The organism is Streptomyces sp. SCSIO 75703 (assembly GCF_036607905.1).
Taxonomy (GTDB): domain Bacteria; phylum Actinomycetota; class Actinomycetes; order Streptomycetales; family Streptomycetaceae; genus Streptomyces.
This window is the reverse complement of sequence record NZ_CP144555.1, coordinates 1333593-1346539: the sequence shown is the minus strand read 5'-3', so window position 1 is coordinate 1346539 and position 12947 is coordinate 1333593. Positions and strand designations below refer to the sequence as shown.

Genomic DNA, 12947 nt, shown 5'->3' with positions numbered 1-12947 from the left:
TCGACCGGAAGTGGACTATACCTGTCGGCCACCGGTGGAACCGTGGGCCGTCGCCCAGGGCGCCCGTACAGCACGACATCCGCACTTCCTGCACGACCCAGCGTGACCCGAACGCGGTGCCGGGAGGAATCCGGCGCACCGCCTGAGTCCTGGAGAAGGCGAGGACTTGAGCATGGGAACGATGTCCGCCGAGAACGGTACCGACGGTGTCGGCCGCCGCGATCTGATCAAGCGGTCCGCCGCGCTCGGACTGATCTCCGTACCGGCCATGGGCTTCCTGTCCGCCTGTGCGAGCGGTGGCGGGGACGACCAGAAGAAGGCCGGGGCGGGCAAGAAGACCGCGAAGAACCCCCTCGCCGTGAACGAGACCGCCCCGATGGAATTCGTGCTCTTCGACGGCGGATTCGGCAAGGAGTACGCCGAGGACGCGGTCAAGGTCTACGAGAGCAACTTCCCCGGCGCCAAGACGAAGTTCTCCGCCACCCAGAAGATCCAGTCGACGCTCCAGCCGCGTTTCAACCAGGGCACGCCGCCCGACCTGATCGACAACTCCGGCGCGGAACAGATGGACATGGGCGTGCTCGTCTCCAAGAACCAGCTCGCCGACCTCACCCCGCTGCTGGACGCCCCCTCCTACGACGACCCGTCGAAGAAGGTCCGCGACACCCTGCGCCCCGGCATCGTGCAGATGGGTCAGTTCGACGGCGAGAAGGTGTGGATCCTCTACTACGCCTACACCGTCTACGGCGTCTGGTACTCGCAGAAGGCGCTCGCCTCGCTCGACGCGGAGTACCCGAAGACCTGGGACGAGATGCTCGCGGTCTGCGAGAAGGCGAAGAAGAAGGGGATCGCCGGCTGGACCTACGCGGGCAAGTACCCGTACTACGTCCCGTTCTCGCTGTACCCGATGATCGGCAAGGTCGGCGGCGCCGAAGTGCTCGACGCCATCGACAACCTGGAGCCGAACGCCTGGAAGCACCCCGCGGTCAAGGCGTGCTTCGAGGCGTACTACGAGCTGTACCGCAAGGGGTACGTGCTCAAGGGCACCCCGGGACTGGACCACATCCAGTCGCAGACCGCCTGGGCCAAGGGCAAGGCGCTCTTCCTCCCCAACGGCTCCTGGGTGGAGAACGAGTCCGCCAACGTCATCCCCGCCGACTTCGACCTGGCCGTCTCGGCCCCCTCGGGTCTGGACGACGGCGACAAAATGCCCTTCGGCACACTCTGGGCCTCCGGCGGCGAGCCGTTCATCGTGCCCGCCAAGGCGGCCAACGCCCCCGGTGGCATGGAGCAGTTGCGCATCATGCTCGGCGAGGAGTCCTCGAAGAACTTCACCGGCAAGGTGAAGTCGCTGACCGCGTACAACGGCGGCACCGACGGCGTCGAGCTGACCCCGGGCCTCAAGTCCGGTGTGGCGGCGCTGGAGCTGGCCGGCGACAACGTGGTGAACCCGCGGCTCCAGGACTGGTACGTGCAGCTCCAGAAGGAGAAGATCGGCGTCTCCGGCCTCGGCGAGATGATGGCCGGCCGGCTCACCCCGGCCGAGGCGATCAAGAAGATCCAGGGCTTCGCCGACGAGGCGGCCAAGGACTCGTCGGTCAAGCACTACAAGCACCAGTGAGCAAGCGTCACCGGACCGGCGGCAGGCGCGCGGCGCGCCGCGCCGGTTCCGGTGGCGCGGCCTGCGCTCGGCCGGGGAGGCCCTGGGAATGCAGCACGGAAAATACCGCTTCGTCGTGGGGTTCCTCGCGGTCCCCCTCGGGCTGTACACGCTCTTCGTCGTGTGGCCGTTCGTCCAGTCCATCTACTACTCGTTCACGGACTGGACGGGACTGAGCCCCGACTTCCGGATGGTCGGCTTCGACAACTACTCCCGCATGCTCGACGACGACATCTTCTGGAAGTCGCTGCTGCACAGTGTGATGTTCGCCCTGCTGGTGCCGTTGGTCACCCTCGGCCTGGCGCTGTTCCTCTCCTTCATGATCAACGTCGGCGGGCGGCGCCGCCGCGGGGGACCGGCCATCACCGGCGTCCGCGGCTCCGGGTTCTACAAGATCGTCTACTTCTTCCCACAGGTGCTCTCCATCGCGATCGTCGCCCTGCTCTTCGCGTTCGCGTACAACCCGGACAGCGGAGCCGTCAACTCCCTGCTGCGCGGCATCGGTCTCGACGGGGTCCAGCCGCTGTGGCTCGGCGATCCGGACCTCGCGCTGTGGTGCGTGATGGCGGTGCTCGTCTGGTCCACGGTCGGCTTCTTCGTGGTGCTCTTCTCCGCGGGCATGGCCTCGATCCCGGTCGAGCTGTACGAGGCGGCGCTGCTGGACGGGGCGAGCCGCTTCGTGACCTTCTTCAGGGTCACCCTGCCGCTGCTGTGGGACACCGTGCAGTCCGGCTGGGTCTACATGGGCATCCTCGCGCTCGGGGCCGAGTCCTTCGCGGTCGTGCAGATCATGACGACCGGGCCCGGCGGACCGGACTACTCGACCACCGTCATGGTCCTGTACGTGTACCAGAAGGCGTTCCGTGACGGTCAGGCCGCCTACGCCACCACGATCGGCGTCGCCCTGCTCGTCGTCACGCTGGCCTTCGCGGCCGTCGTGATGCGGCTGGGCCGGCGCGAGCGGCTGGAGTACTGAGCAGATGACGACGACCGAGACCCCCGCGTCCCCGCCCGCCGGCCCCGGCGCGGCCCCGAAGAGCGCCCGCGCCGCCGGGCCCCGGACGGCGAGGAAGGAGGGCACGACCCTCAACGTCTTCTCCCACGGCGTCCTCGTCATCTGGGCGATCATGGTCGCCCTCCCGCTGGTGTGGGCGGTGATGACCTCTTTCAAGGACGACGCCGCCATCTTCGGCTCGCCCTGGTCGCTGCCCGACAGGCTGCGCTTCGACAACTGGTCGCGGGCCTGGTCCCAGGCCCACATGAGCGACTACTTCCTCAACACCGCGCTGGTGGTGGGCGGTTCGCTGGTGGGCACCCTGGTGCTGGGCTCCATGGCCGCCTACGTGCTGGCCCGCTTCGACTTCCCCGGCAACCGGTTCGTCTACTACTTGTTCGTGGGCGGCATGAGCTTCCCGATCATGCTCGCCCTGGTGCCCCTGTTCTACGTGGTGGACAACATGGGGCTGCTGAACACGATCCACGGGCTGATCCTCGTCTACATCGCCTACTCGCTGCCCTTCACGGTCTTCTTCCTGACCGCGTTCTTCCGCACCCTGCCGACCTCGGTGGCGGAGGCCGCCTTCGTCGACGGCGCCTCGCACAGCCGCACCTTCTTCCAGGTCATGCTGCCCATGGCCAAGCCGGGGCTGATCAGCGTGGGGATCTTCAACTTCCTGGGCCAGTGGAACCAGTACATGCTGCCCACGGTGCTCAACACCGACCCGGACAAGCACGTCCTCACCCAGGGCCTCGTGCAGCTCGCCGTCAGCCAGGGCTACAAGGGCGACTGGTCGGGCCTCTTCGCCGGACTGGTCATGGCCATGCTCCCCGTACTGGCCGCGTACATCGTCTTCCAGCGCCAGGTCGTCACCGGTCTCACGGCCGGCGCCCTGAAGTAGGCCGGCCGCGAACGGCCCGCCCGCACCGCCCGCCGCCATGCCGCTCCCGGCCCCGGGGGCGGCATGGACGCGTCCGGGGCGGGTACCCGGATGAGGTTCAACCTCTTGACGGGAGGCGACCCGAACGGCTCAGCTTAGAGTTCACTAGTTGGACATGGACGGGGCCTCGTCGACGCGGTCCCGCGCGCAGGAGGTTCGTCGTGGAGACTCCCGGGTCGCAGTCGTCGCTGCACCGAGCCAACCTGGAACGGGTCGTACGAGCGGTACGGCTCGCCGGTTCGCTCACGCAGGCGGAGATCGCGCGGACGACGGGCCTGTCCGCCGCGACCGTCTCCAACATCGTCCGCGAACTGCGCGAGGGCGGGACGGTCGAGGTCACCCCCACCTCGGCGGGCGGCCGGCGGGCCCGCAGCGTCTCCCTGAGCGGGGACGCCGGGATCGTCATCGGCGTGGACTTCGGGCACACGCACCTGCGCGTCGCGGTCGGGAACCTCGCCCACCAGGTGCTCGCCGAGGAGTCCGAGCCGCTCGACGTCGACGCCTCCTCCACCCAGGGCTTCGACCGGGCGGAGGCGCTGGTCAACCGCCTGATCGCGGCGACCGGCGTCGAACCGGACAAGATCACCGGGGTGGGGCTGGGCGTCCCCGGCCCGATCGACGTGGAGTCCGGCACCCTCGGCTCCACCGCCATCCTGCCCGGCTGGGGCGGCACCCGGCCCGCCGAGGAGCTGCGGGGGCGGCTCGGCGTGCCGGTGCACGTGGACAACGACGCCAACCTCGGCGCCCTCGGCGAACTGGTCTGGGGCAGCGGCCGGGGCGTGCGGGACCTGGCGTACATCAAGGTCGCCAGCGGCGTCGGCGCCGGTCTCGTGATCAACGGCACCATCTACCGGGGCCCCGGGGGCACCGCCGGCGAGATCGGGCACATCACCCTGGACGAGTCCGGACCGGTCTGCCGCTGCGGCAACCGCGGCTGCCTGGAGACCTTCGCCTCCGCGCGGTACGTGCTGCCGCTGCTCCAGCCGAGCCACGGCAGCGACCTGACGATGGAGGGCGTGGTCCGGCTGGCCCGGGAGGGCGACCCCGGCTGCCGCCGGGTCATCGCCGACGTGGGCCGCCACATCGGCAGCGGTGTCGCCAACCTGTGCAACCTGCTCAACCCGAGCCGGGTGGTCCTCGGCGGGGACCTCGCCGAGGCCGGCGAACTGGTCCTCGCGCCGATAAGGGAGTCCGTGGGCCGCTACGCCATCCCCAGCGCCGCCCGCCAGCTCTCGGTGCTCCCGGGGGCGTTGGGCGGCCGGGCCGAGGTGCTGGGCGCGCTCGCCCTCGCTCTCGGCGAGATGGGTGATTCGACGCTTTTGGACGGGACGGCCGCGGGGTCGCTGTCCACAGCCGCTCCTGCCTTCACTTAGAGAACGGATGGCACCGTTGCCATCTCGTTAAGGATTTACTTCTTGACGTCGCACCTGTGGCCGAGTTGACTTCCAGCCACCTCGGCCGCAAGGACGCGGCCTCGTCAGGGAGGTTTCTGAAGTGAACACGCGTATGCGCCGTGCCGCCTTCGCCGTTGCCGCCGGTGCGATGGCCGTCTCGCTCGCCGCTTGTGGCAGTGCCAAGGAGTCCGGCGACAAGAAGGACGCGTCCGCCGCGCCCGCCGGGAAGGGCGACGCCATCACGGTCGGCCTGCTCCTGCCGGAGAACCAGACCGCGCGGTACGAGAAGTTCGACAAGCCCTTGATCGAGAAGAAGGTCAAGGAGCTGACGAACAACAAGGGCAAGGTCGTCTACGCCAACGCCAAGCAGGACGCCAGCCTGCAGAACCAGCAGGTCGACACCATGGTGACCAACAAGGTCGACGTGCTGGTCGTGGACGCGGTGGACGCCAAGGCCATCGCCGGCTCGGTGAAGAAGGCCAAGGACGCCGGCATCCCGGTCGTCGCCTACGACCGCCTGGCCGAGGGCCCGATCGACGCCTACACCTCGTTCGACAACGTGACCGTGGGCAAGACGCAGGGCGAGGCCCTGCTGGAGGCGCTGGGCGACAAGGCCAAGGACGGCCAGATCGTCATGATGAACGGCTCCTCGACCGACCCCAACGCCGCCCAGTTCAAGGAAGGCGCCCACTCCGTCCTCGACGGCAAGGTCAAGATCGGCCGCGAGTACGACACCAAGGAGTGGAAGCCGGAGAACGCCAACGCCAACATGGAGGGCGCCATCTCCGCCCTCGGCAAGGACAAGATCGTCGGCGTCTACTCCGCCAACGACGGGATGGCGGGCGGCATCATCACCGCGCTGAAGGCCGCGGGCATCGCCGACATCCCGGTCACCGGTCAGGACGCCGAACTCGCGGGCGTGCAGCGCATCGTCGCGGGCGAGCAGTTCATGAGCGTGTACAAGTCCTACCCGCAGGAGGCCGCGGTCGCCGCCGAGATGGCCGTCGCCCTCGCCAAGGGCGAGCCGCTGGACATGGCCAAGGACAAGGCCGACAGCGCCACCAACAAGGGCATTCCGACGGTGCTCGTCCCGGTCGTCTCGCTGACCAAGGACAACGTCAACGACACCGTCATCAAGGAGGGTTACTACACCCTCGACGAGATCTGCACGGACAAGTACAAGGCCGCCTGCGAGAAGGCCGGCCTCAAGTAAGCGGTCCCCGGGCCCGGTCACGGGCCCGCCGGACCGTACGGGTGCCCGCACCGGACGCCCGTACGGCCCGGCGACCGCCATGAACTCCGCCGGCGCCCCGCAGACCGACAGCCCCGCAAGCTCCGCCGCGGGGCGCCGGCGGAACACCCCCCTCAAACTGCTGCACAACCTCCCGCCGGGTCAGGCGGCGAAGGAGATGGTTCACGTGTCCGCTACGCCCGTGCTGGCGTTGCGCGGGGTCTCCAAGCGATTCGGTGCCGTCCAGGCGCTCACCGACGTCGAGCTTGAGGTCCACGCCGGTGAGGTGGTCGCCCTGGTCGGCGACAACGGTGCCGGAAAGTCCACGCTGGTCAAGACGATCGCCGGCGTGCATCCCATCGACGAGGGCGTCGTCGAGTGGGACGGCAGGCCCGTCACGATCAACAAGCCGAACGACGCCCAGAGCCTGGGCATCGCGACGGTCTACCAGGACCTCGCGCTCTGCGACAACATCGACGTCGTCGGCAACCTCTACCTCGGCCGGGAGATCCGCAGGCGTGGCGTCCTCGACGAGGTCGAGATGGAGCGCCGCTCCCGGGAACTGCTGGACACGCTCTCCATCCGGATACCCAGCGTCCGCATCCCGATCGCCTCCCTGTCCGGAGGCCAGCGCCAGGTCGTGGCCATCGCCCGCTCCATGCTCGGCGAGCCCAAGCTGGTCATCCTGGACGAACCCACCGCCGCCCTCGGCGTCGAGCAGACCGCCCAGGTCCTCGACCTCGTCGAACGGCTGCGCGAACGCGGTCACGCCGTCATCCTCATCAGCCACAACATGGCCGATGTGAAGGCCGTCGCCGACAAGGTCGCCGTGCTGCGCCTCGGCCGCAACAACGGCGTCTTCGAGGTCAGGTCGACCTCGCAGGAAGAGATCATCTCCGCCATCACGGGCGCCACGGACAACGCCGTGACCCGTCGTGCGGCGCGCACCCATGGGGAGATCCGGAAGTGAGCATCGACAAGACCTCCACGTCCGCCGAGGAAACCGCGGTGGAGAACCCCGAGGCGGCAGCCGCCGCCGTCACCGCGGTCGACCCGCGGCTGCTCGTGCGCGAGCAGGGCCTCGCCGGCTACGTCGGCGAGTTCAAGCGGAAGCTGAAGGCCGGCGACCTCGGGTCGATACCGGTCGTCATCGGCCTGCTGGTCATCTGGGCCATCTTCACCAGCCTGAACGGCAACTTCCTCACCGCCGGCAACTTCTCCGACATGTCGGTCGCCATGGTCGGCACCGGCATGATCGCCGTCGGCATCGTCTTCGTCCTGCTGCTCGGCGAGATCGACCTGTCGGTCGGCTCGGTCAGCGGTGTCGCGGGCGCCACCTTCGCGGTGCTCAGCGTCACCCACGGGATGAACGAGGTCCTGGCCCTCGTCCTGGCCATCCTCACCGGCACCGCCGCGGGCGCCATCCACGGCTTCTTCTTCGCCCGCATCGGCGTCCCCGCCTTCGCCGTCACCCTCGCCGGACTGCTGTTCTGGCAGGGCTTCATGCTCCAGATCCTCGGCAGCAACGGCACCATCAACCTCGACTCCGAGGGCCTGGTCGCCCAGCTCACCAGCCACTACTTCAGCGACGTGGCCGCCGCCTACGGACTCGCGGTCGTCGTCACGGCGGGCTACTTCCTCACCGCCTTCTTCGGCAACCGCCGCCGCGAGGCCGCCGGGGTGCCGTCCCGCCCGCTGAGCGAGACGATCGTGCGCACCGTGCTGCTGGCCGTCCTGGCCTTCGCCGTCGCCATCGTCTTCAACCAGCACAAGGGCCTGCCGCTGGCCGTCGTGATCTTCCTCGCGGTCCTGCTGCTCACGGACTTCGTGCTGCGCCGCACCGCCTACGGCCGCAAGGTCTTCGCGCTCGGCGGCAGCGTCGAGGCATCCCGCCGCGCCGGCATCAACGTGGAACTGGTCCGGATCTCGGTCTTCGCCATCGCCGGCACCTTCGCCGCGATCGGCGGCCTCTTCGTCGCCTCGAAGATCGCCTCCGCCAACCAGGGCGCGGGCACCGGTGAATTCCTGATGAACGTCATCGCCGCGGCCGTCATCGGCGGCACGTCCCTCTTCGGCGGGCGCGGCCGCACCTGGAACGCCCTCCTGGGTGTCATGGTCATCGTCTCGATCCAGTACGGCCTCGCCCTGGAGGGCATCGCCTCGCCGGTCCAGTACATGATCACCGGCGGCGTGCTGCTGGCGACCGTCGTCATCGACGCCGTCACCCGCAAGACGCAGAAGACGGCGGGCCGCGCCTAGCCGCGCCGACCCGTGCCGTCCGCTCCGCCCGCCTGTCCCCGTCCCCGGGGACCGGCGGGCGGAGCGCTGTGCCCACGGCCCGCACCACCCGTACGGGGGCGCCCGGAACCTCCCGCGCGCCTCCCCCGTGTCGTAGGAGGGGGCGTTGTTGGGTACAGCCGAACGGGTGACGTACGACGCACCGCCCGGACATCTTCCGGCGCAGCGGAAGATTAGACTCGACCCGCCCGGTAACAGCTCGATCAGCTCTATTGCAAGGAGGCACGGGTGCCGCTGCTGACCCGCATCAGGGGACCGCGCGATCTGGACCGGCTCAGCCTGGAGGAGCTGGACCGGCTGGCAGAGGAGATCCGCACCTTCCTCGTCGACGCCGTCGCCAAGACCGGCGGCCACCTCGGCCCCAACCTGGGCGTGGTGGAGCTCACCCTCGCTCTGCACCGCGTCTTCGACTCGCCCGCCGACAAGGTGCTGTGGGACACCGGCCACCAGTCCTACGTGCACAAGCTGCTCACCGGACGGCAGGACTTCTCCCGCCTGAAGATGAAGGGCGGCCTGTCCGGCTACCCCTCGCAGGCCGAGTCCGAGCACGACGTCATCGAGAACAGCCACGCCTCCACCGTCCTCGGCTGGGCCGACGGCATCGCCAAGGCCAACCAGGTGCTGGGCCGGGACCGGCACGTCGTCGCGGTCATCGGCGACGGCGCCCTCACCGGCGGCATGGCCTGGGAGGCGCTCAACAACATCGCCGACGCCAAGGACCGCCCCCTGGTCATCGTCGTCAACGACAACGAGCGCTCCTACGCGCCCACCATCGGCGGCCTCGCCAACCACCTGGCCACCCTGCGCACCACCGACGGCTACGAGCGCTTCCTCGCCCGCACCAAGGACCTCCTGGAACGCACCCCGGTCGTCGGCAAACCGCTCTACGACACCCTGCACGGCGCCAAGAAGGGCCTGAAGGACTTCATCGCCCCGCAGGGCCTCTTCGAGGACCTCGGCCTCAAGTACGTCGGCCCCATCGACGGCCACGACCTGGAGGCCCTGGAGTCCGCCCTCACCCGGGCCAAGCGCTTCGGCGGTCCCGTGATCGTGCACTGCCTCACCGAGAAGGGCCGCGGCTACCAGCCCGCCCTCCAGGACGAGGCCGACCGCTTCCACGCCGTCGGCAAGATCCACCCGGACACCGGCCTGCCCATCGCCAGCTCCGGCGCCGACTGGACCTCCGTCTTCGGCGACGAGATGGTCAAGCTCGGCGAGGAGCGCGAGGACGTCGTCGCCATCACCGCCGCCATGCTCCAGCCGGTCGGCCTCGACAAGTTCGCCCGCGCCTTCCCCGAGCGGGTCTACGACGTCGGCATCGCCGAGCAGCACGGCGCCGTCTCCGCGGCGGGCCTCGCCCACGCCGGCGTCCACCCCGTCTTCGCCGTGTACGCCACCTTCCTCAACCGGGCCTTCGACCAGGTGCTGATGGACGTGGCCCTGCACAAGTGCGGCGTGACCTTCGTCCTGGACCGGGCCGGCGTCACCGGCACCGACGGCGCCTCCCACAACGGCATGTGGGACATGTCCATCCTCCAGGTCGTCCCCGGCCTGCGGCTCGCCGCCCCGCGCGACGCCGAGCAGGTCCGCGCCCAGCTCCGCGAGGCCGTCGCCGTCGACGACGCCCCGACCGTGGTCCGCTTCTCCAAGGGCGCCGTCGGCCCCGCCGTACCCGCCGTCGGCCGCGTCGGCGGCATGGACGTGCTGCGCGCCCCCGGCACCGAGACCCCGGACGTGCTGCTGGTCTCCGTGGGCGCCCTCGCCCCCATGTGCCTGGAGGTCGCCGGCCTCCTGGACAAGCAGGGCATCTCCACCACCGTCGTCGACCCCCGCTGGGTCAAGCCCGTCGACGAGGCCATGGCCCCGCTCGCCGACCGCCACCGCGTCGTCGTCACCGTCGAGGACAACATCCGCGTCGGCGGGGTCGGCTCCGCCGTCGCCCAGGCGCTGCGCGACGCGGGTGTGGACGTGCCGCTGCGCGACTTCGGCATCCCGCCGCGCTTCCTCGACCACGCCTCCCGCGCCGAGGTCCTGGCCGAGATCGGGCTCACCGCGCCCGACATCGCCCGCCAGGTCACCGGCCTCGTCGCCAAGCTGGACGGCCTCCCGCACTCCCGCCTGCGGACCAACGGCACGAGCCGCGCCGGTGCCGCCCCCGACCCGGTGGAGGCCGCCCGCGACTGACCGCGACCGGGCACGAGGTACCGCCGACGGGCCGGTGCCACCGCGCGTTGCGGTGGTGGCACCGGCCCATCCGCGTGAATCCGGCCGCTGCGGGGCATACGCACTACGCCCGCTCTCGATCATGTCGAGGACGCCCAGCGTGGAGGCCCCGTGAGCAACTCTCTCTTCCGGACCAAGAAGATCGAACAGTCCATCCAGGACACCGAGGAGCCGGAGCACGCGCTCAAGAAATCCCTGTCCGCGCTGGACCTGACCGTGTTCGGCGTCGGTGTCATCATCGGCACCGGCATCTTCGTCCTGACCGGCACCGTGGCCAAGGACAACGCCGGGCCCGCGGTGGCCCTCGCCTTCGTCGTGGCCGGCGTCGTCTGCGCGCTGGCCGCGCTCTGCTACGCCGAGTTCGCCTCCACGGTCCCGGTGGCCGGCTCCGCCTACACCTTCTCCTACGCCTCCCTCGGCGAGCTGCCCGCCTGGATCATCGGCTGGGACCTCGTCCTGGAGTTCGCGCTGGGCACGGCGGTGGTGGCCGTCGGCTGGTCGGGCTACATCCGCTCGCTGCTGGAGAACGCGGGCTGGCACATGCCGGCCGAGCTGGCCGGACGGGACGGCGCCCAGGGCTTCGGCTTCGACATCCTCGCCGCCGCGCTGGTGCTGGTGCTCACCGGCATCCTCGTCCTCGGCATGAAGCTGTCCGCGCGGGTCACCTCCCTCGTCGTCGCCATCAAGGTGACCGTCGTCCTCATCGTGATCGTCGCCGGGGCCTTCTTCGTCAAGGGCGCCAACTACGACCCCTTCATCCCGAAGGCGCAGCCGGTGGCCGCGGGCGGCGACCTGAAGTCCCCGCTGATCCAGCTCATGTTCGGCTGGGCCCCGTCCAACTTCGGCGTGATGGGCATCTTCACCGCCGCCTCCGTGGTCTTCTTCGCCTTCATCGGCTTCGACATCGTCGCCACCGCCGCGGAGGAGACCCGCAACCCGCAGCGCGACATGCCCCGCGGCATCCTCGGCTCCCTGCTGATCTGCACCACGCTGTACGTCGCGGTCTCCATCGTCGTCACCGGCATGCAGCACTACAGCGAACTGTCCGTGGACGCCCCGCTCGCCGACGCCTTCAAGGCCACCGGGCACCCCTTCTTCGCCGGTGTGATCAGCTTCGGCGCCGCCGTCGGCCTCACCACGGTCTGCCTGATCCTGCTCCTCGGCCAGACCCGGGTGTTCTTCGCCATGAGCCGTGACGGACTGCTGCCCCGCTTCTTCTCCCGGGTCCACCCGAGGTTCCGCACCCCCTACCGCCCGACCATCCTGCTCGGCGTGGTCATCGCGATCGTCGCGGGCTTCACCAGCCTGAGCGAGCTGGCCGAACTGGTGAACATCGGCACCCTCTTCGCCTTCGTCGTCGTCGCCGTCAGCGTCGTCATCCTGCGCCGCACCCGGCCCGACCTGCCGCGCGCCTTCCGCACCCCGCTGGTGCCGACGCTGCCGATCCTCTCGGTGTGCGCCTCGCTGTGGCTGATGCTCAACCTGCCCGCCGAGACCTGGCTCCGCTTCGCCATCTGGATGGCGATCGGCTTCTTCGTGTACTTCCTCTACGGCCGCCGGCACAGCCGCCTCGCCACCGGCGAGTCCACCCCCGCCGAACGCCCGTAGCCCGCCCACGATCCGGCCCCGTAGGTCCGTTTCCTGACGGCGGTGCTGTACGTCCGTAGGGCGGGCCGGGGGACCGGGACGGACGCCGGGGGCGCCCTGCGGGGCGGGTGGAGCGGGCCCGCGCCCGCCCTCACCGGCCGCGGGGCGGGTGAGGGCGGGGCCGTCCCGCCGGGCGGCGGCGTGCCCCCGGCCGGCGGCGGGTCAGTCCGGGCGGACCCTGCGGGGGCCCGTGACCTCGGCGCCCGACTCCGTGACCCGGCGGCGCAGTTCGCGGTCGGCGGTCACGACCAGGACCGGCCGCCCCCCGGCGGCGCCGGCCAGCTCGGCGATCAGGTCGTCGCCGCTGCCCGGCGCGGACTCCACCCGTACCCCGGGCACGGACTCCACGCCCCGGGCCGCGCCCTCCACGACGAGGACCATCTCCACGGGGCCGGAGTGCCCCGGCAGCCCGTCCGACGCCAGCCGGTCCCGCAGCCGCTCGGCGGCCCCGTGCCGGTCGCGCCACCAGCCGTCGGGCACCGACCCGACCACGTTGGCGCCGTCGACGATCACGAGCAGGGCGGCGGCGTCGGTCATGCGCCCAGAATGGCACGTCC

General features: G+C 70.2%; 10 protein-coding genes. 9 read left to right on the top strand and 1 reads right to left on the bottom strand.

The features are described from left to right. Window positions 1-172: 172 nt before the first annotated feature. From ngcE to VM636_RS05655, 9 genes are all read left to right on the top strand, one after another. Window positions 173-1621, top strand: a complete 1449-nt coding sequence (ngcE, locus tag VM636_RS05695; protein ID WP_030420674.1) for an N-acetylglucosamine/diacetylchitobiose ABC transporter substrate-binding protein — start codon at window positions 173-175, stop codon at window positions 1619-1621. A gap of 88 nt (window positions 1622-1709) precedes the next feature. Then, window positions 1710-2636 (top strand): sugar ABC transporter permease, encoded by a 927-nt coding sequence (locus VM636_RS05690; protein ID WP_030420675.1) that lies wholly within the window; start codon window positions 1710-1712, stop codon window positions 2634-2636. Window positions 2637-2640: 4 nt separating this feature from the next. After that, window positions 2641-3558 carry a carbohydrate ABC transporter permease gene (locus VM636_RS05685; RefSeq protein WP_030420676.1) on the top strand — a complete coding sequence of 306 codons (918 nt, stop codon included), beginning with the start codon at window positions 2641-2643 and terminating at the stop codon, window positions 3556-3558. 200 nt (window positions 3559-3758) lie between these two features. Further along, a complete protein-coding gene (locus tag VM636_RS05680; RefSeq protein ID WP_030420677.1) occupies window positions 3759-4970 on the top strand; it encodes an ROK family transcriptional regulator in 1212 nt (403 codons plus the stop codon). Between the two features lie 133 nt (window positions 4971-5103). After that, window positions 5104-6204: a substrate-binding domain-containing protein gene (locus VM636_RS05675; protein ID WP_053913771.1), complete on the top strand. Its 1101-nt coding sequence runs from the start codon at window positions 5104-5106 to the stop codon at window positions 6202-6204. 196 nt (window positions 6205-6400) lie between these two features. Continuing rightward, window positions 6401-7192 carry an ATP-binding cassette domain-containing protein gene (locus tag VM636_RS05670; protein ID WP_030420679.1) on the top strand — a complete coding sequence of 264 codons (792 nt, stop codon included), beginning with the start codon at window positions 6401-6403 and terminating at the stop codon, window positions 7190-7192. Next, entirely contained in the window at window positions 7189-8481 is a 1293-nt protein-coding gene (locus tag VM636_RS05665) for a sugar ABC transporter permease (protein ID WP_338483669.1), read from the top strand. Before VM636_RS05670 ends, VM636_RS05665 begins: the two co-directional genes overlap by 4 nt. Window positions 8482-8748: 267 nt before the next feature. Next, window positions 8749-10704 carry a 1-deoxy-D-xylulose-5-phosphate synthase gene (gene dxs, locus VM636_RS05660; RefSeq protein WP_053913772.1) on the top strand — a complete coding sequence of 652 codons (1956 nt, stop codon included), beginning with the start codon at window positions 8749-8751 and terminating at the stop codon, window positions 10702-10704. A 150-nt stretch (window positions 10705-10854) separates the two neighbouring features. Then, window positions 10855-12351, top strand: a complete 1497-nt coding sequence (locus VM636_RS05655; RefSeq protein WP_053913773.1) for an amino acid permease — start codon at window positions 10855-10857, stop codon at window positions 12349-12351. A gap of 201 nt (window positions 12352-12552) precedes the next feature. Here the strand turns inward: VM636_RS05655 and VM636_RS05650 are convergent, their stop codons facing one another. Next, on the bottom strand, window positions 12553-12927 hold the full coding sequence (locus VM636_RS05650; protein ID WP_030420683.1) for a hypothetical protein: 375 nt from the start codon (window positions 12925-12927) through the stop codon (window positions 12553-12555). Between the last annotated feature and the right edge of the window lie 20 nt (window positions 12928-12947).

Coding starts and splice junctions, on each gene's coding strand:
- ngcE (WP_030420674.1), top strand. CDS start 173: ATGGGAACGATGTCCGCCGAGAACGGTACCGACGGTGTCGGCCGCCGC.
- VM636_RS05690 (WP_030420675.1), top strand. CDS start 1,710: ATGCAGCACGGAAAATACCGCTTCGTCGTGGGGTTCCTCGCGGTCCCC.
- VM636_RS05685 (WP_030420676.1), top strand. CDS start 2,641: ATGACGACGACCGAGACCCCCGCGTCCCCGCCCGCCGGCCCCGGCGCG.
- VM636_RS05675 (WP_053913771.1), top strand. CDS start 5,104: ATGCGCCGTGCCGCCTTCGCCGTTGCCGCCGGTGCGATGGCCGTCTCG.
- VM636_RS05670 (WP_030420679.1), top strand. CDS start 6,401: ATGGTTCACGTGTCCGCTACGCCCGTGCTGGCGTTGCGCGGGGTCTCC.
- VM636_RS05650 (WP_030420683.1), bottom strand. CDS start 12,927: ATGACCGACGCCGCCGCCCTGCTCGTGATCGTCGACGGCGCCAACGTG.